Origin of the sequence: Streptococcus orisasini (genome assembly GCF_001431045.1) — a bacterium.
Taxonomy (GTDB): Bacteria; Bacillota; Bacilli; order Lactobacillales; family Streptococcaceae; genus Streptococcus; species Streptococcus orisasini.
The window spans coordinates 63,152-80,155 of the sequence record NZ_BCLE01000009.1 but is presented as its reverse complement, the minus strand read 5'-3'; the positions used below and the strand labels follow the sequence as shown (position 1 = coordinate 80,155).

Annotated in this window: 17 protein-coding genes; 16 read left to right on the top strand and 1 reads right to left on the bottom strand. The window is 39.8% G+C overall.

Features of this window, described 5'->3' with window-relative positions:
• From thrB to SCSH_RS01815, 15 genes are all read left to right on the top strand, one after another.
• Positions 1-867, top strand: coding sequence for a homoserine kinase (gene thrB / locus SCSH_RS01885; RefSeq protein WP_057490204.1), 867 nt, complete (start codon positions 1-3; stop codon positions 865-867).
• Positions 854-1,753, top strand: a complete 900-nt coding sequence (gene rarD, locus SCSH_RS01880; protein ID WP_057490203.1) for an EamA family transporter RarD — start codon at positions 854-856, stop codon at positions 1,751-1,753. Before thrB ends, rarD begins: the two co-directional genes overlap by 14 nt.
• Positions 1,754-1,821: 68 nt before the next feature.
• Positions 1,822-3,099 carry a bifunctional folylpolyglutamate synthase/dihydrofolate synthase gene (locus tag SCSH_RS01875; protein ID WP_057490202.1) on the top strand — a complete coding sequence of 426 codons (1,278 nt, stop codon included), beginning with the start codon at positions 1,822-1,824 and terminating at the stop codon, positions 3,097-3,099.
• Positions 3,100-3,118: 19 nt separating this feature from the next.
• Positions 3,119-3,679: a GTP cyclohydrolase I FolE gene (gene folE / locus SCSH_RS01870; RefSeq protein ID WP_057490201.1), complete on the top strand. Its 561-nt coding sequence runs from the start codon at positions 3,119-3,121 to the stop codon at positions 3,677-3,679.
• Positions 3,680-3,688: 9 nt separating this feature from the next.
• Complete coding sequence (gene folP, locus SCSH_RS01865; protein ID WP_057490200.1) at positions 3,689-4,489, top strand: dihydropteroate synthase; 801 nt, start codon at positions 3,689-3,691, stop codon at positions 4,487-4,489.
• Positions 4,490-4,495: 6 nt separating this feature from the next.
• Complete coding sequence (folB, locus tag SCSH_RS01860; RefSeq protein WP_057490199.1) at positions 4,496-4,858, top strand: dihydroneopterin aldolase; 363 nt, start codon at positions 4,496-4,498, stop codon at positions 4,856-4,858.
• Complete coding sequence (gene folK, locus SCSH_RS01855) at positions 4,855-5,340, top strand: 2-amino-4-hydroxy-6-hydroxymethyldihydropteridine diphosphokinase (RefSeq protein WP_057490198.1); 486 nt, start codon at positions 4,855-4,857, stop codon at positions 5,338-5,340. The genes folB and folK overlap by 4 nt, the downstream gene beginning before the upstream one ends.
• Positions 5,341-5,504: 164 nt before the next feature.
• The gene (gene murB / locus SCSH_RS01850) at positions 5,505-6,410 is read left to right on the top strand and encodes a UDP-N-acetylmuramate dehydrogenase (protein WP_152972489.1); all 906 of its coding nucleotides are present in this window, start codon (positions 5,505-5,507) and stop codon (positions 6,408-6,410) included.
• A gap of 19 nt (positions 6,411-6,429) precedes the next feature.
• Positions 6,430-7,584, top strand: a complete 1,155-nt coding sequence (locus SCSH_RS01845) for an ABC transporter ATP-binding protein (RefSeq protein WP_057490196.1) — start codon at positions 6,430-6,432, stop codon at positions 7,582-7,584.
• The gene (locus SCSH_RS01840) at positions 7,568-8,362 is read left to right on the top strand and encodes an ABC transporter permease (protein ID WP_057490195.1); all 795 of its coding nucleotides are present in this window, start codon (positions 7,568-7,570) and stop codon (positions 8,360-8,362) included. Before SCSH_RS01845 ends, SCSH_RS01840 begins: the two co-directional genes overlap by 17 nt.
• Entirely contained in the window at positions 8,359-9,135 is a 777-nt protein-coding gene (locus tag SCSH_RS01835; RefSeq protein WP_057490194.1) for an ABC transporter permease, read from the top strand. The genes SCSH_RS01840 and SCSH_RS01835 overlap by 4 nt, the downstream gene beginning before the upstream one ends.
• Entirely contained in the window at positions 9,128-10,198 is a 1,071-nt protein-coding gene (locus SCSH_RS01830; RefSeq protein WP_057490193.1) for an ABC transporter substrate-binding protein, read from the top strand. Before SCSH_RS01835 ends, SCSH_RS01830 begins: the two co-directional genes overlap by 8 nt.
• 93 nt (positions 10,199-10,291) lie before the next feature.
• Entirely contained in the window at positions 10,292-11,128 is an 837-nt protein-coding gene (gene licT, locus SCSH_RS01825; protein WP_057490192.1) for a BglG family transcription antiterminator LicT, read from the top strand.
• A 478-nt stretch (positions 11,129-11,606) separates the two neighbouring features.
• Complete coding sequence (locus SCSH_RS01820) at positions 11,607-13,496, top strand: beta-glucoside-specific PTS transporter subunit IIABC (protein ID WP_057490191.1); 1,890 nt, start codon at positions 11,607-11,609, stop codon at positions 13,494-13,496.
• Between the two features lie 273 nt (positions 13,497-13,769).
• Positions 13,770-15,275 carry a prolyl oligopeptidase family serine peptidase gene (locus SCSH_RS01815; protein WP_057490190.1) on the top strand — a complete coding sequence of 502 codons (1,506 nt, stop codon included), beginning with the start codon at positions 13,770-13,772 and terminating at the stop codon, positions 15,273-15,275.
• 115 nt (positions 15,276-15,390) lie between these two features.
• On the opposite strand, the gene SCSH_RS01810 is transcribed toward SCSH_RS01815, so the two are convergent.
• On the bottom strand, positions 15,391-16,284 hold the full coding sequence (locus SCSH_RS01810; RefSeq protein ID WP_057490189.1) for an AraC family transcriptional regulator: 894 nt from the start codon (positions 16,282-16,284) through the stop codon (positions 15,391-15,393).
• 180 nt (positions 16,285-16,464) lie between these two features.
• On the opposite strand from SCSH_RS01810, the gene SCSH_RS01805 reads away from it, so the two are divergent.
• On the top strand, positions 16,465-16,929 hold the full coding sequence (locus SCSH_RS01805; RefSeq protein WP_057490188.1) for a CHAP domain-containing protein: 465 nt from the start codon (positions 16,465-16,467) through the stop codon (positions 16,927-16,929).
• Positions 16,930-17,004 lie beyond the last annotated feature (75 nt).

The window sequence follows — 17,004 nt, the reverse complement described above, 5'->3', positions numbered from 1 at the left end:
ATGAAAATTACAGTACCTGCAACATCGGCCAATGTCGGACCGGGTTTCGACTCTGTTGGTGTTGCCCTTTCCAAATATCTTTCTATTGAGGTCTTAGAAGCAGCTGATGCCTGGGAAATTAGTCATGATTTGGACAATATTCCAAGCGATGACAGCAATTTGCTGATTGTGACAGCCTTAAAGGTTGCTCCTGATCTTAAACCTCATCGCCTGCGAATGACCAGTGATATCCCCCTTGCAAGAGGCTTAGGCTCATCAAGTTCTGTTATTGTTGCTGGCATTGAGCTGGCTAATCAATTGGCAGATTTACAGCTGACAGCTGGTGAAAAGCTCAATATTGCTACCGCCATCGAAGGTCATCCTGATAATGTGGCACCGGCTATTTTTGGCAATCTTGTCGTCTCTAGTTATGTTGATGAAAGGGTTAATTATGTTGTCGGCAGCTTTCCTAAATGTTCTTTTGTGACCTTTATTCCTAATTATGAGCTAAAAACTAGCGACAGCCGTGGTGTTCTGCCTGATAGACTCAGTTATAAAGAAGCTGTTGCAGCCAGTTCTATTGCCAATGTAGCTGTTGCAGGGCTTTTGACCGGTGATTTAAAGACTGCTGGAAAAGCCATTGAAGGCGACCTTTTCCACGAACGTTTCCGCCAGTCACTTGTTAAAGAATTTCCGGCAATTAAAGCCATTGGTGAACAAAACGGAGCTTATGCAACCTATCTTTCAGGGGCTGGCCCGACTGTCATCGTTTTGGCAGATCAGGAAAATGAAGAAGCAATCAAAGCAGCCATTGACCATCTTGATTTGGATGGAACGAGCTGTATTTTATCTGTTGACACTGAAGGAGTAAGGATTGAAAGAGACTAGACAGGGACTGTTACTCGGTTTAGGAGCATATGTGTTATGGGGAGTTATCTCCCTTTTTTGGAAACAATTATCAGGAGTTAACGCTTACGCGATTTTTTCCTACCGTATCCTTTGGACCCTAGTAACCATGCTGCTATATATGTTTTTATCAAGACGTCAAACCGTTTATAAAAAACAGCTAAGTGAGCTATTGGCAGATAAAAAAGCAGGAAGGAATATGATCTTAGCCAGTTTTTTAATTGCCATCAACTGGCTTTCTTATATTTATGCGGTTACTAACCAGCAGGCTACTCAGGCAAGTCTGGGTTATTATGTTATGCCTTTGGTCTCTGTGCTTTTGTCCCTGATCTTTTTACGGGAGCGGCTGGACAGGTGGACCGTATTTTCTGTATTATTGGCTGCCTTTGGAGTTCTTATTCTTATACTTAATACAGGAAAAGTTCCTTTTATAACGTTTCTACTAGCTTTTTCTTTTGCTTTTTATGGCTTGATTAAGAAAAATATCAAGCTTTCCAGTGATGTAGCCATGCTGGTAGAAGCCGCTGTTATAGCCCCTTTAGCCTTGGCCTATCTCTTCTTTTTTAGCAATGAAAGCCTGTTTGACTACAGTCTTTGGGAAAATATTCTGCTGATAGTTTCAGGTTTTGTAACAGCTGTTCCACTCTTATTGTTTGCTGAAGGAGTCAAAAAGGCTCCTCTCAATTTAATTGGCTTTATTCAGTACATTAATCCGACTATGCAGCTGTTGATTGCAGTTTTGATTTTTGGCGAAGCCATTACTCTTGGGGAGCTGCGGGGCTTTATTTTCATTTGGCTGGCAGTTTTCATTTTTATTATGGGACAAATCTTAATGCTAAGAAAAGGGAGTGGGAAAAGACAGCAATGATTGCTGTGTAATCACCCGCAAAACAGTGTAATCTAAGAAGATTAGGTATAAAATAAATTGGAGAAGTAATGAACTATCAAGAAGCCTTGGCTTGGATAAACGGCAATTTAAAATTTGGGATTAAACCAGGTATTGATCGTATGGCCTGGATGCTGGAAAAAATAGGTAATCCACAGAAAAATATTTGCGGCATCCATGTTGTCGGAACTAACGGAAAAGGGTCAACTGTCAATTACCTGCAAAACATTTTTAGCCAAGCAGGCTATAATGTCGGCACCTTTACCTCTCCTTATATTATTGATTTCAGGGAGCGCATTTCTGTCAACGGCCAAATGATTAGCAAAGAAGAACTGGTTAGCCTGGTTCAGCTAGTCAAACCTGTGGTTGAGCGTCTGCCGCTTGAAACAGACCTCGAAGCAGCAACGGAATTTGAAATCATCACGCTGTTGATGTTTGTTTATTTTGGACAGGTTCATCCGGTTGATGTGGCAATTATTGAAGCAGGAATGGGCGGTCAGACTGATTCAACCAATGTCTTTAAGGCACAGGCAGTCATTTGCACTTCCATCGGTCTGGATCACCAAGCTGTCTTAGGTAATACCCACGCTGAGATTGCTGGGCAGAAGGCCGGCGTTCTAAAAGACAAGGTGCCCTTTATTTTTGCGGAAAAACGCAGTGATGTTAAGGCTGTTTTTTATCAAAAGGCCAAGGAAACGCACAGCCCCCTTTATCAGCTGGGAGAAGATTTTAAGATTTGGGATAAGGGAGCTGTTTTTGATTTTAGCTATGGTAGTGATACCATTTCTGATATCCGTCTTGTGATGAAAGGGAAACACCAAAGATCCAACGCTGCTTTGGCTGTTATGGCCAGTCTTTTGCTGCAAAAAGAGTTTCCAAAAGTGACAAAAACTGTCATTAAGAGTGCTTTAGCAAACAGTCGCTGGGCAGGTCGAACGGAATTTATCAGAGAAAATCTCATGATTGACGGTGCTCACAACAATGAAAGTGTGGCTGTATTAACTGATCTTTTACAAGAGCAGTATGCTGACAGAAATATTCATGTGCTTTTTGCTGCTATTGCTGGCAAACCAGTCGAAACGATGCTTGCGCGGCTGAGCCAGTTGGCGGATGTGACCGTGACAGCCTTTCCTTACCCCAGAGCGCTTACTTTGGAAGATTATCCTTCCCAATATGAACAGGTGTCTGATTTTTCAGTCTGGCTGAAAAAATTTGAGAAGGCTGAGAAAGAGGACCTCTATGTCATCACAGGATCGCTTTATTTTATTTCACAGGTTCGAAAAGAGCTTTTGAAAAATAAAGAAATAGGCTATAATAGAATGTATTAAAAAATGAGTGAGAAGGTAAATGTCAGACCAAAAGAAAATTGAAGAAGCTGTTTATCAGCTTTTAGAAGCACTTGGTGAAAATCCTGAACGCGAAGGGCTTTTAGATACACCAAAACGTGTTGCCAGAATGTATCAGGAAATGTTTTCTGGGCTAAACGAGGATCCTAAGGATCAATTCACAGCTGTTTTTTCTGAAGAACACGACGAAGTTGTTTTAGTTAAGGATATCCCCTTTTATTCCATGTGTGAACATCACTTGGTTCCTTTTTACGGAACAGCTCATGTCGCCTATATTCCGAGTGGCGGTCGGGTAACAGGCCTCAGCAAATTAGCGCGTGCAGTGGAAATCGCTAGTAAACGGCCGCAGTTGCAGGAACGTTTAACAGCCCAGGTAGCTGATGCGCTTGAAGAAGCTCTAACTCCCAAAGGTGTTTTTGTTATGATTGAAGCTGAGCACATGTGCATGACCATGCGGGGAATTAAAAAACCAGGCAGCAAGACAGTGACCAGTGCCGCCAGAGGTCTTTGTCAGTCTGATAAAGATATCCGTCAAGAAATTGTTTCAATGATTCACAATTAAGGAGCTATTATGAAAATCGGCAAGTATGAATTGGCAGATCAAGCAGTCATTATGGGAATTCTTAACGTGACCCCAGATTCTTTTTCAGACGGAGGCTGCTATACCTCTATAGACAAGGCTTTAAAACAGACTGAAGAAATGCTGGCAGCAGGAGCAAAGATTATTGATGTTGGCGGGGAATCAACCCGCCCCGGAGCTAAATTTGTTTCTGCTGAGGATGAAATAAAACGGATTGTGCCGGTTATCAAAGCGATTAAAGAGCGATTCGACTGTCTCGTCAGCATTGATACCTACAAGACAGAAACAGCTCAGGCGGCACTTGAAGCAGGTGCTGACATTTTAAACGATGTCTGGTCAGGGCTCTATGACGGCTGCATGTTTGAATTGGCAGCACAGAAAGATGTCCCAATCATTCTCATGCATAATCAAAAAGATGAAGTTTACGGTGATATAATACAGGATGTTTGCCATTTTCTGTTGGAACGTGCAGAATTAGCCCAAAAAGCTGGTGTCAAAAAAGAAAACATTTGGCTGGATCCCGGTTTTGGTTTTGCTAAAAACGTTGAGCAAAATTTGGAGCTTTTGAAAGGCTTGGAACAAGTCACCAATCTTGGTTATCCTGTCTTGTTTGGTATCTCCAGAAAACGTGTTGTGGACAGTCTGCTTGGCGGCGGTACAAAGCCGCAGGAACGCGACATGGCAACAGCAGCTCTGTCTGCTTACGCTATTGATAAGGGCTGTCAGATTGTCAGAGTGCACAATGTTACTGTTAACAAGGATATTGTCAAAGTTGCCAGTCAGTTAATGTGAGGATTTATGGATAAAATTATTTTAAAGGGCTGCCGTTTTTATGCTTATCATGGTGCTTTTTCTGAGGAGCAGACACTGGGGCAGATTTTTGTCGTAGATGCTGAATTAGCTGTGGATTTAAAGGCAGCGTCAGAAACAGATAATCTGGAAGATACGGTTCACTATGGACAGGTTTTCGAAACGATTAAAAAACGTGTAGAAGGAAGCCGCTATGTCTTAATTGAAAAGCTGGCAGGCGTTGTCTGTCAGGATATTTTTGAGCACTTTCCGGCTATTTTGGCTGTTACAATCCGAATCACTAAGGAAAACCCGCCCATTGCTGGTCACTATGACGCTGTTGGTGTGGAAATAAAGCGAGAACGCCCATGACACTTGTTTATTTGAGTTTAGGCAGCAATATTGAAAATAGGGAAGCTTATTTGGAGAAAGCTTTGACCAGTCTAGCTGAACTTCCTCGGACCCGCCTGCTAGCTCAGTCAGCGGTTTATGAGACTGCAGCTTGGGGCAAGACTGATCAGGCCGATTTTTTAAATTTGACCTGTCAGCTGGAAAGCGATTTGTCACCACAGGAGCTGCTGCAAAGCTGTCAGCGCATTGAACAGCAGCTGGGCCGCATTCGCCATGAGCACTGGGGTCCCAGAACAATTGATATCGATATTCTCTTTTATGGCCATCAAATCATTAACAAAGAAGACTTGCAAGTGCCTCATCCCTACCTTCAGGAACGTGCTTTTGTTTTAGTACCGTTGAATGATATTGCCAGCAGTTTTATCCATCCGCTGCTGAAGCAATCGATAGCCAATTTACTGCAAAGAGTGGATAAGTCGGGAGTGAAACGCTTCAAGGACTGACTTGCTGCTATCGGATTTTTTCTCCATATTTAATTGTGCTGAAGGGAATGGAGAATGATGCCTTAAAATTCATATCTTCTGTCGTCAAAACAAACAAAATTTGATATAATAAAATCGGTTTGAGTTACCGATTTTTTAGTATTGAAAAGTATAGAATTGAGATTATCATGTTAAAAGAAATGAAACAAAGTTTAGAAGGCATTGATATTCGTTTTGATGAGCCTTTAAAAAAATATACCTATACGAAAGTAGGCGGCCCAGCTGATTTTCTCGCTTTTCCGCGTAATCGCTACGAACTAGCGCGAATTGTTAAATTTGCTAATAAGCACCATATCCCTTGGATGGTTTTAGGCAATGCCAGCAATCTGATTGTCCGTGACGGCGGTATCCGGGGCTTTGTCATTATGTTTGATAAGCTTAATACTGTTACTGTTGACGGCCATGTAATCGAGGCTGAAGCGGGTTCTAATTTAATTGAGACAACCAAAGTTGCTCAATACCACAGTCTGACAGGCTTTGAGTTTGCCTGCGGTATTCCTGGAAGTGTCGGAGGAGCCGTCTTTATGAATGCTGGTGCTTACGGAGGCGAGATTTCTCACATTTTAATTTCCGCACAAGTTCTGACAAGAGATGGGGATATTAAGACGATCGAAGCGCGCGATATGCGTTTTGGTTATCGCCATTCAGTCTTGCAGGACAGTAAAGAAGTGGTGATTTCAGCTAAGTTTTCTTTAAAACCTGGTGATTATACTCTTATCAGTCAGGAAATGGAGCGTCTCAATCATCTGCGGGCTCTGAAACAGCCTTTGGAACATCCTTCCTGCGGTTCTGTTTTCAAGCGTCCTATGGGGCATTTTGCAGGCCAGCTCATTATGGAAGCTCATCTTATGGGTCATCGTATAGGCGGTGTGGAAGTAAGTAAAAAACATGCTGGTTTTATGGTGAATATTGATAATGGTTCGGCCAAAAACTATGAAGATTTGATTGCGGATGTCATCCGCAGAGTTAAAGAACATTCTGGGGTTACTTTGGAGCCTGAAGTTCGGATTATTGGTGAAAAAGAAATATAGGCGGAAGGACACATAAGCATTGACTAATCCAATCATTGTCTTTAAAAATGTATCAAAAATCTTTGAGGACAGTGGCACGGTTGTTCTCAAAGATATTAATTTTGAATTGGAAGAGGGGAAATTTTATACTCTTCTTGGTGCTTCAGGATCTGGAAAATCAACCATCTTAAATCTTATCGCTGGTTTGCTGCAAGCAAGCAGCGGGGACATCTTTCTTGATGGCAAGAGAATTAATGATTTGCCTATCAACAAACGCGACGTCCATACTGTTTTTCAGTCCTATGCCCTTTTTCCTCATATGACGGTCTTTGAAAATGTGGCTTTTCCGCTCAAGTTGCAAAAGTTACCTAAAAAAGAAATTGAAGACCGGGTAGCAGAAGTGCTGAAAATGGTCCGTTTAGCTGGTTTTAAAAAACGTTCCATTCATAAACTGTCCGGCGGTCAAAGACAGCGCGTGGCTATTGCTCGTGCTATCATCAATCAGCCTAGGGTTGTTTTGCTTGATGAGCCTTTGTCAGCTTTGGATTTGAAGCTGCGAACCGAGATGCAGTATGAACTGCGAGAATTGCAGCAACGGCTGGGAATTACTTTTGTTTTTGTTACCCATGATCAGGAAGAAGCACTGGCCATGAGTGATTGGATCTTTGTCATGAATGATGGTGAAATCGTTCAATCTGGAACACCAGTTGATATTTATGATGAGCCTATCAATCATTTTGTGGCAACTTTCATTGGTGAGTCTAATATTTTGTCGGCAACGATGATTGAGGACTATCTGGTAGAATTCAACGGCAAGCGCTTCGAAGCTGTTGACGGCGGTATGCGGCCCAATGAACCTGTTGAGGTTGTAATTCGTCCGGAAGATTTGCAAATTACTCTGCCTGATGAAGGCAAACTTCAGGTAAAGGTAGAAACGCAGCTTTTTCGCGGAGTGCACTACGAGATTATCGCTTATGACAATCTGGGCAATGAATGGATGATTCATTCAACCCGCAAGGCTATTGAAGGTGAAATTATCGGGCTCGATTTTAGACCCGAAGATATCCATATTATGCGCCTTAATGAGACTGAAGAAGAATTTGATGCCCGGATTGAAGAATACGTAGAAACCGAAGAACATGAAGATGGCCTGATAAACGCTATAGAGGAGGAACGCCATGAAGAAAAAATTTGATGTATTTTCTCTTCCCTACCTTCTATGGATAGGCCTTTTTGTTTTAGCTCCGGTTGCTTTGATTCTTTACAAATCTTTTTTTGATATTGAAGGCCGTTTGACACTAAACAATTATCAAACTTTTTTTGGCAGCTGGACCTATCTGAGAATGAGCCTCAATTCTATTCTTTATGCTGGTGTAATCACACTGGTGACACTTTTAATTGCCTATCCGACGGCTTTGATTTTAACTCGGCTTAAACAAAAGCAGCTCTGGCTGATGCTGGTCATTTTGCCAACTTGGATTAATCTCTTACTTAAAGCATATGCTTTTATGGGGATTTTTGGCCGTCAGGGCAGTGTCAATAGTTTTTTGCAGTTTATGGGACTTGCGCCTAAGCAGATTCTTTTTACGGACTTTTCATTTATTTTTGTAGCTGCCTATATTGAAATTCCCTTTATGATTCTGCCAATTTTTAATGCTCTGGATGATATTGATCCTAATTTAATTCATGCTAGCCGCGATTTAGGAGCGACAGATCTGCAAACCTTTACCAAGGTTATTTTCCCTCTGTCTTTAAATGGGGTCAGAAGTGGTGTCCAGTCTGTTTTCATTCCCAGTCTTAGTTTGTTTATGCTGACGCGTTTGATAGGCGGCAATCGTGTTATTACCTTAGGTACAGCTATCGAACAGCATTTTTTGACAACACAGAACTGGGGAATGGGATCAACTATCGGAGTTGTTTTAATTATGACTATGCTCTTTATTATGTGGGTGACAAAGGAGAGAAATAAATGAAAAGAATAGCCAATCTTTATTTAATCCTTGTCTTTTTAATTCTTTATATTCCTATTTTTTATCTGGTTTTTTATTCCTTTAACCAGGCTGGGAATATGAATCATTTTACAGGTTTTACTTTAGAGCATTATGAGAACATATTCAGCGATAAGCGCTTAATGTTGATTTTAGCAGAAACTTTTCTGATTGCCTTTTTAAGTTCTCTATTAGCAACCATTATTGGAACTTTCGGAGCCATTTTTATTTATCAAACAAAAAGAAAACGCCAGAATACTATTTTATCAATTAATAATGTTCTCATGGTTGCCCCTGATGTTATGATTGGGGCTTCCTTCCTGATTTTTTTCACCTTTATCGGTTTTAGATTGGGACTGCTTTCAGTGCTGCTCAGTCATATTGCTTTTTCCATTCCCATAGTTGTTCTCATGGTGCTTCCGAGATTGAAGGAAATGAATGATGACATGATTAATGCCGCCTATGATTTGGGAGCCAGCCGCTTTCAGATGCTGCGAGAAGTCATGCTGCCTTATTTGACGCCCAGTATTATTGCTGGTTATTTCATGGCTTTTACCTATTCTTTGGACGACTTTGCAGTGACTTTTTTTGTCACGGGAAATGGTTTTTCAACCCTTTCTGTAGAAATTTATTCCCGCGCCCGTCAGGGAATTTCTTTGGAAATCAATGCCCTTTCTGCCGTGGTCTTTCTTTTCAGCATCTTGCTGGTGATTGGTTATTATTTTATTTCTCAGGATAAGGAGGACAGACATGCATAAATTGTACTCTTTCATGGGAAGTATCTTAGCAATCGTACTCCTTTTAGCTGGACTTGTTTTTTATATGAGCAAACAGGACAGCGGTACTCATTCTGATAAATTGGTCATTTATAACTGGGGGGACTATATTGATCCTGAGCTGCTGACAAAATTTACTAAAGAAACTGGTATTCGGGTTCAGTATGAAACCTTTGATTCCAACGAAGCCATGTACACCAAAATCAAACAGGGCGGAACAACTTATGATATTGCTGTCCCTAGCGATTACATGATCAGTAAGATGAAAGCTGAAGGGCTCTTGGTGAAGCTTGACCGCTCGCAAATTAAGGGATGGAACAATCTTGACAAACAGTTTCTAGGTAAGAGTTTTGATCCGTCAAATACTTATTCGATACCTTATTTTTGGGGAACAGTGGGGATTGTTTATAACAGTAAAATGTTAAATAATGTTCCTAAGCACTGGAGTGATCTTTGGAATAAAGAATACACCAACAGTATTTTACTGGTTGATGGTGCTCGTGAGGTATTGGGCTTTGGACTTAACAGTCTTGGTCTTAGTTTAAATACCAAAAAAACAGCTGAGTTAGAAAAAGCTGAAAACAAATTGAATCAATTAACTCCGAATATTAAAGCCATTGTCGGTGATGAAATGAAAGGTTATTTAATCAGAGGTGATGCGCCGCTTGGTGTAACTTTTTCCGGCGAGGCCAGCGAGATGCTGGATGCTAATGATGATTTGCGTTACATTGTTCCCAATGAAGGCTCTAATCTCTGGTTTGATAATTTAGTGATTCCCAAAACGATGAAACACAAAAAAGAAGCTTACGCTTTTATTAATTTTATGCTGAAGCCAGAGAATGCTGCTCAAAATGCCAGTTATATCGGTTATGCAACACCAAATGCTAAAGCAAAAGAGCTGTTACCAAATAAAATTAAAAACAATAGGGCTTTTTACCCCGATGCTGAGACTGTCAGTCGTTTAGAAGTTTATGACAATCTCGGTAAAAAATGGCTGGGCATTTATAATGATCTTTATCTGCAGTTTAAGATGTACCGCAAATAACAAAAATAATCAGTCTTAAAAAACAGCCTTTACTTTTTGTAATTTGATTTGATATGATATAAAAGGGTATTTTAAAGACAAAAGGGAAATGCTATGAAAATCGACAAGGTATTTAATAATAATGTTGTACAGGTTCTTGGTGACAAGAACGAAGAGATTATTGTTATGGGAAAGGGTTTGGGCTTCCAAAAGAAAACAGGAGATGAGGTCGACCAAGAGCTGATAGAAAAACGATTTATTTTGCAAGATACTGATGTAGCGAGTGAATTATCGCGTGTCTATACTGATCTTGACAGTATTGAGATTGAGCTGATTCTCGCTATTATCAATCAAGGTCAGAAAATCTTGGAACAGACCTTCGATATTTCACTCTATATTGCCTTAGCCGATCATCTGCATTACACCATTGAGCGAACAAAAGAAGGACTGACGCTGCAAAATCCTCTGTCTTGGGAAGTCAGGAAATTCTACCCCAGAGAGTTTCAGTTGGGCAGAGATGCTATCGCCTACATCAAGGAAAAGCTGGGAGTAGAACTGGCCGATGATGAAGCGGCTTCGATTGCTCTGCATTTTATCAATGCCCAAAAAGACAGCGGACTTTTGGAGAAGAACCGTCTGATTTCCAAAATAGTCATTGATATTTTGGAAATTGTTCGTCTGCATTTTGGGCAAATCGAGGATGAAGAATCTATCAGCTACAATCGATTTGTGACACATGTTCAATATTTTGCTCAGCGCGTTGCCAATGGTCTTGTTCAAGGAAAAAATGATGCTTTTCTTTATGAACAGGTCAAGGAAAATTATCCGCATGCCTTTGCCTGTACTGAAAAGATTAAGTCCTATGTGGCATCTGGTTATGATTTTACAATGAGCAAAGATGAACAGGTCTATCTTACTATTCACATTCAGCGCTTAGAAGCAAGTCAGTAAGACTACTTTTATACCAAAGGCATAAAAGCAAAACTATGGTCTATCGTGATTTTTAGACAATTAAGCGGAACTTTCTGATAAATTGGTGTAATATTTTTGTAAAAACGCTTGCAAAATTAAAATGTTATGCTATAATAACATTTATAAAAGGATTGTTACTGGCTAAGCAGGCAAAACCTAGATAAATACGAAAGAATTGTAAAGAGTGCACTCTTTGCATTAGTCTTTGGTATTTGTTTAGGTTTTTTTGCATGTGAAATGGTAATTATTCTAAAAAATAACTGTGCTAGAGCCAGATTGGCTGAATTCGATTATTTAAAATCGTCAAGTCACTCACGGCTTAGCATCTTATTTAACTGAGCGCGCCTACAACTCTTTGGAAAAAGGTCACCATTTCCTAGATGCAAGCATCTTCGTCATGGTTCCTATTTTCCTGTGAGTCGCTTAACGGCTTAACATCTTATGAAAGGAGCCTAAAATGGCTAAAGATTATACTGAATTGGCAAATGACATTGTCAAACACGTCGGCGGCAAAGATAATATTGTCAAATTAGTCCACTGTGTTACCCGTCTGCGCTTTACTCTCAAAGATGAAAGTAAGGCTGATGAAGAGTATCTCAAACAGCGCGAAGGTATTGTCACTGTAGTGAAAGCAGGAGGATTATTCCAAGTCGTTATCGGCAACCATGTGCCTGATGTTTACGATGCTGTACTGAAAGCTGCCGGCATCTCTGGGGACGGCGGCATTGATGTAGATGAAGGAGATATTCCTCGGGGCAATCTTCTGGATCGTTTCATCGCTTTGATTTCCGGGCTGTTCCAGCCTATGCTTGGTGTGCTTTCGGCAGCCGGTATGTTGAAAGGTGTCGTAGCTATTTTAGCAGCAGTAGGTGTTGCTGAAACTGATGGTCTCTATATCGTCTTAAATGCAGCTGGTGACGGGTTCTTCCAATTTCTGCCGCTCATTTTGGCACTGACAGCAGCCAAGCGCTTTAAGATGGATCAATTCACAGCAATTGCCCTTGGTTTTGCCTTGGTTTACCCCAATATTGCTGCCAGTTTTGCTAAAGGCGGTGTAACTTTCCTAGGAATACCGGTTATTTTCCCAGCTTCCAGCTATCTGCAAACTGTCCTGCCTATTATTTTGACGGTTTGGGTTGGTTCTAAAATGGAGCATTTCCTGAAAAAAGTCATTCCCGATGTTGTTAAGGTCTTTGTTGTTCCATTCTTCCTTCTTTTGATTACGGTTCCTCTGGCCTACTTAGCAATTGGTCCGGTCATGAACTACGCCAGTGACCTTGTTGGTAATATCTTTACTGGTATCTATGGTATCAGTCCAATTCTGTACGGTCTTATCCTTGGTGCTTTGTGGCAAGTTTTGGTTATGTTTGGTCTTCACTGGGGATTGGTACCCTTGGCCATCCTTGAAATCCAAAGCAAGCATGTAGGTGTTATCTTAGTAGCAACCATCGCTATTTGTTTCTCTCAAGCTGGTTCTTTGATTAACATTATGATGCGTACCAAGGAAGAAAAAGTACGTGAATTGGCTGTTCCGGCTATGATTTCAGCCTTCTTCGGTGTTACCGAACCTGCTATCTATGGTATTACGCTGCCAATGCGTATGCCATTCATTATGACTTGTATTGCCGGTGCTATCCAAGGTGCCTTCCTCGGCTTGATGAATGTTAAAATGTTCGTTATGGGCGGTATGGGACTCTTCTCGATTCCGTCATTCATTTCAAAAGAAAATTCAATGAATCTGACTTACTATCTCATCGCCTGTGTATCTTCGCTCATCCTTGGTTTTGTTTTAACTCAGTTTGTTAAAATTCCTTATCTTTACGGTCAGCCCGGCTCTGAAAGTGCAGGCGGCGTTTCAGAAGAAGAAACCGTTCAAGAACTAAAAGAAATCAAGCAGGAAATCATCGCCAGTCCTCTGATTGGTAAAGTTGTTAAACTGGAAAATGTTCCCGATGAAGTATTTGCATCAGGAGCTATGGGTAAAGGGATTGCCATTGATCCTGATGACGGTGCAGTCGTTGCTCCGGCCAAAGGAGAAGTAACCTTAGTCTTTCCAACAAAACATGCCATTGGTTTGAGAACTGAAAATGGGGCTGAAATTTTAATTCATATTGGTATGGATACCGTTTCACTTGCTGGAAAAGGCTTTAAGGGCTTTGTTGAAGTTGGTGATAAGGTAGAAGCTGGTCAGACTCTACTTGAGTTTGATGTCAATGCTATTAAAGCAGCAGGTTTGCCAGTTATTACGCCAATTATTGTCACAAACTCAGACCAATATGAAGATGTTTTGACAACACAGGAACGAACTGTTGAGGCAGGAGACTATCTTCTGACAGCTGTCAAATAAACAATAATTATTTATAAGAGCAGGATTTCTCATGATTGTTAAATCAATCGTGCAGATTTTATCCTGCTTTTTTTATTTTAGAGAAATGATATTAAAATACGAAAGAATGATAGTATCCTACTAAAAATAAAGGAGAAACTTGAAAGCGCTGTCTTGCTCTGCTAAGATAAAAGTAGAGATTTTTGACGGACGAGGGGGGATTTTTATGACTCGATAAGAGCAAGCTTTATGTAAGAAAGAATAAAAGCGTTTTAGTTCTGTGAGGTATTTAAGATGAAAAATGAGGTGAAAAAACTGCTTGCTTTGGGTGTTCTAAGTCTTGCCTTTGTCTCAGCAAACCCTGTACTGGCATCCAATTCAGAAAATCGTATTAATGATGTTAAGATGATTATCAAGGGCTATGAATTTGGTCCTGCTGTTCCTAAGCTGCTTGTGAGATTAGACCAAAAGGTCTCAAAAGTGTCTTCTAAAAATCTCAGTGTTCAAACTGCAGGTATTAAGCGTAAAATTCAAAAGGTTTATTTATCTGATAAAACCGGCCTAGAAAGTAAGGCTAAAGAAAGCCGTTATTTGACGATTCAAATGCCTGTCACCTATGACGTTGATGATGCTGATAAAAATGCATCACCCTTTGTCTATAATATGGAAATCTTCCAAAACCAATGGGTCAAAACTTATCCTGTGTCTATCAAAGGCCTAAGTGTTAGCCAAAAAGGGAAGTCCTTCCGTTTAGATAAGAACGATGATGTCATTAATAAGCGGATTTCTCCAGATTCAGATATGTTTAAGAATCGAGGAGATTTTTCAAACGATTATACCAATCCTTTTACGAAAAAGGAAGAAACAATCAACCTCAAATATGTGGCTTATGAGCCTAAAAGCCTAAAATCAGGTCAGAAAAACCCATTAATTATCTGGCTGCATGGTCAAGGAGAAGGCGGCACAGACCAAGATATTACCCTGCTTGGCAATGAAGTGACTGCTCTTGCTAAAAAGAAAATCCAAAATCACTTTACATCAGGCCACCAAAAAGGAGCCTATGTATTAGCAGTTCAAACTTCAACTTATTGGATGGATGAAGGTGATGGCACCAATGGTTCTGGTTCTGGAGTATCACGTTATACGCAGGCTCTTATGGACGCTATTAAGCAATATGTAGCTGGCAACAAGGATGTAGACACTGATCGTATTTATTTAACCGGCTGCTCTAACGGTGGTTATATGACTATCAACATGGCTCTGCACTATCCTCATTATTTTGCAGCTCTGGTTCCTCAAGCGACAGCTTATTCTTATTATGAGTATGAAAGAAATGCAGATGGTACCTATAAGACTGTTGAGGACAAGAGCAGCGTTTCTGGTAAATCTGCTGTTCGCACAGATAAAATTTGGTTCGACAGCCAAAAAGTTAAGAAGCTTAAAAACATTCCTATATGGTTTGTTCATTCAGCAGCAGATAAAATTGTTAATCCTAAAAATTACTCTCTGCCAGTTTACAAATCTCTTATTGACAGCGGCGCAAAAAATAAATGGTTTTCTTATTATAAAGATGTGCGCGGAACGGATATGAAAGGTACTGTCTATAACGGTCACTGGTCATGGACTTATTTCTTTAACGACCAAGTGTCAGGTGTTCAAGACCCATCAGCTATTAAAAAGACTTCCAAATTATCAGGATTTAAAGCTAGCAACAAAACTAAAGGAGGAGCTGCTACTGCTAAAGTAGGCAAAACATCTTACACCAATGTCTTTGATTGGATGAATGCTCAAAAGAAATAGAAGTATTGCCTGCATAAAACACGACAAAAAACGATCAAGTCAGCTTATTGGAAGTCATATTCCATATTCAAGAGCTACTTGTTCGTTTTTTTAATTTTAGTTAAGTCTAACGGATTTAATTTGTTTTTTTAATCGTTTTTCGGTAATGACTAGGGGTCATTCGATAGTAACGCTTAAATTGACGGTTAAAATTGGAAAGATTGTTAAAGCCAACTTCAGTTGAAATTTCAAGAATGGGTTTGATTGAATTGACAAGCAAATCACAGGCTTTGCTGAGTCGAAATTGAATAATAAATTCAGTGCAGGAAATCCCGGTATGCTGCTTAAAGACTGTCATAAAATGAGTTTTACTGTAGCCTATGAATTTTGCTAAGCATTCAATAGACAGTTCTTCTTGATAATGCTGATGAATGTAGTCAATTAATTCGCGAATCTTTTCATTTTTGCGATACATATCATTAGAGTGCTTGTATAGGACATATTGATGAAAGTAGAGCAAGTAGAGTAATTCTTGCAGTTTAGCCTTTAAAAGCAGTTCAAAATGCCGTCCTTGTCTGTGATAAATATCAAAAATGGCAAACAAACAGCTTTTGATAGCATCATATCCTGACATTCCCTGTTTTATGCAGGGAACCAATTTGAAACTAGAGTTCTGCAAAGGCTGCAGATAGCGAAGGCTCGTTTGATCCAGAAGAGAATACCCTACCATATCTAAATGAAAAAGCAGTGTCTCAGCCTTTTGTGTTTTGTCATCAATGGGGTGAATAGAATGCATTCCATTGGGGCGTACGAGGATAATATCTCCAGACTGGCTGTTAAAATAATCGTAATCAATGTGATACTGAGCTGTTCCTTCATAAATATAAGAAATTTCTAGTTCAGGATGCCAATGAAAAAGTGTATCTGGCCATCCGTTAGCAATTTCTGTTTTAAAGATTTTATATGGTAATAGATGATTATCGAAATTTGTTATATGTTTAAAATTTTCGTCTGTTAAAAAATCTTTCATTTTTACTCTTTCCAAATCGTAGGATAGTATTATTATAGCATATCCATAGCTTATAAAAAATAAAGGAGAAAGATACATCGTTGTCATGTCTCGAATCAGAAATATTTGTAATAAAACAGAAACAAAATCGTTGACTTTTGTAACAATTATAGCTATAATTTCTATAGACAAATAGATAATATTACAAAATATCATGATGGGGATGAAAAAGTGGAAGAAAAAGATATTGTTTTGACAGGTTTTTATAATGCTAGACTGAACAGCTGGCAAGAGCTACAATTAAACCATAGTTTGCCAAGTGAACAAACTGTAAAAGATAGCTATGAAGGAAATGCTTATACAAAAGGCGAAGAAGCTTGGTACATTTATAACAGGAGTGCTCAGCTCGGCAAAATTATCAGTTCAAATTGGGGTAGAGCTGATGAGTGGGTAAAAAATGCCCAGCAAGAAGGTTATGCTATTGGGAATGTAGCTGAAGTTGAAGCAATTGCTTATTTTGAAGAGGCAAATAAAAAGGGCCACCTTGCTTTTGTAGAATACGTCAATAGTGATGGAAGTTTTATTGTCAGCGAGATGCCTAGTCCTAAAATTCTTAATTGGCGTCTTATACAGCCACAATCGTCAATTACTTTTATTTATCTTTAAAAAATGGATTTATATGGGGCAGACAAGCCAATCTTAATTATAATTTTGATTAGCTTGTCTGCTTGCTCTTTTTAA

What these genes read in the sequence shown, in the direction of transcription:
- SCSH_RS01835 (WP_057490194.1), top strand. Translation starts at nt 8,359, where the DNA reads ATGAAAAGAATAGCCAATCTTTATTTAATCCTTGTCTTTTTAATTCTT.
- thrB (WP_057490204.1), top strand. Translation starts at nt 1, where the DNA reads ATGAAAATTACAGTACCTGCAACATCGGCCAATGTCGGACCGGGTTTC.
- folK (WP_057490198.1), top strand. Translation starts at nt 4,855, where the DNA reads ATGACACTTGTTTATTTGAGTTTAGGCAGCAATATTGAAAATAGGGAA.
- SCSH_RS01810 (WP_057490189.1), bottom strand. Translation starts at nt 16,284, where the DNA reads ATGAAAGATTTTTTAACAGACGAAAATTTTAAACATATAACAAATTTC.
- folB (WP_057490199.1), top strand. Translation starts at nt 4,496, where the DNA reads ATGGATAAAATTATTTTAAAGGGCTGCCGTTTTTATGCTTATCATGGT.
- SCSH_RS01875 (WP_057490202.1), top strand. Translation starts at nt 1,822, where the DNA reads ATGAACTATCAAGAAGCCTTGGCTTGGATAAACGGCAATTTAAAATTT.
- folP (WP_057490200.1), top strand. Translation starts at nt 3,689, where the DNA reads ATGAAAATCGGCAAGTATGAATTGGCAGATCAAGCAGTCATTATGGGA.
- SCSH_RS01815 (WP_057490190.1), top strand. Translation starts at nt 13,770, where the DNA reads ATGAAAAATGAGGTGAAAAAACTGCTTGCTTTGGGTGTTCTAAGTCTT.
- licT (WP_057490192.1), top strand. Translation starts at nt 10,292, where the DNA reads ATGAAAATCGACAAGGTATTTAATAATAATGTTGTACAGGTTCTTGGT.
- SCSH_RS01840 (WP_057490195.1), top strand. Translation starts at nt 7,568, where the DNA reads ATGAAGAAAAAATTTGATGTATTTTCTCTTCCCTACCTTCTATGGATA.
- SCSH_RS01830 (WP_057490193.1), top strand. Translation starts at nt 9,128, where the DNA reads ATGCATAAATTGTACTCTTTCATGGGAAGTATCTTAGCAATCGTACTC.
- folE (WP_057490201.1), top strand. Translation starts at nt 3,119, where the DNA reads ATGTCAGACCAAAAGAAAATTGAAGAAGCTGTTTATCAGCTTTTAGAA.
- SCSH_RS01820 (WP_057490191.1), top strand. Translation starts at nt 11,607, where the DNA reads ATGGCTAAAGATTATACTGAATTGGCAAATGACATTGTCAAACACGTC.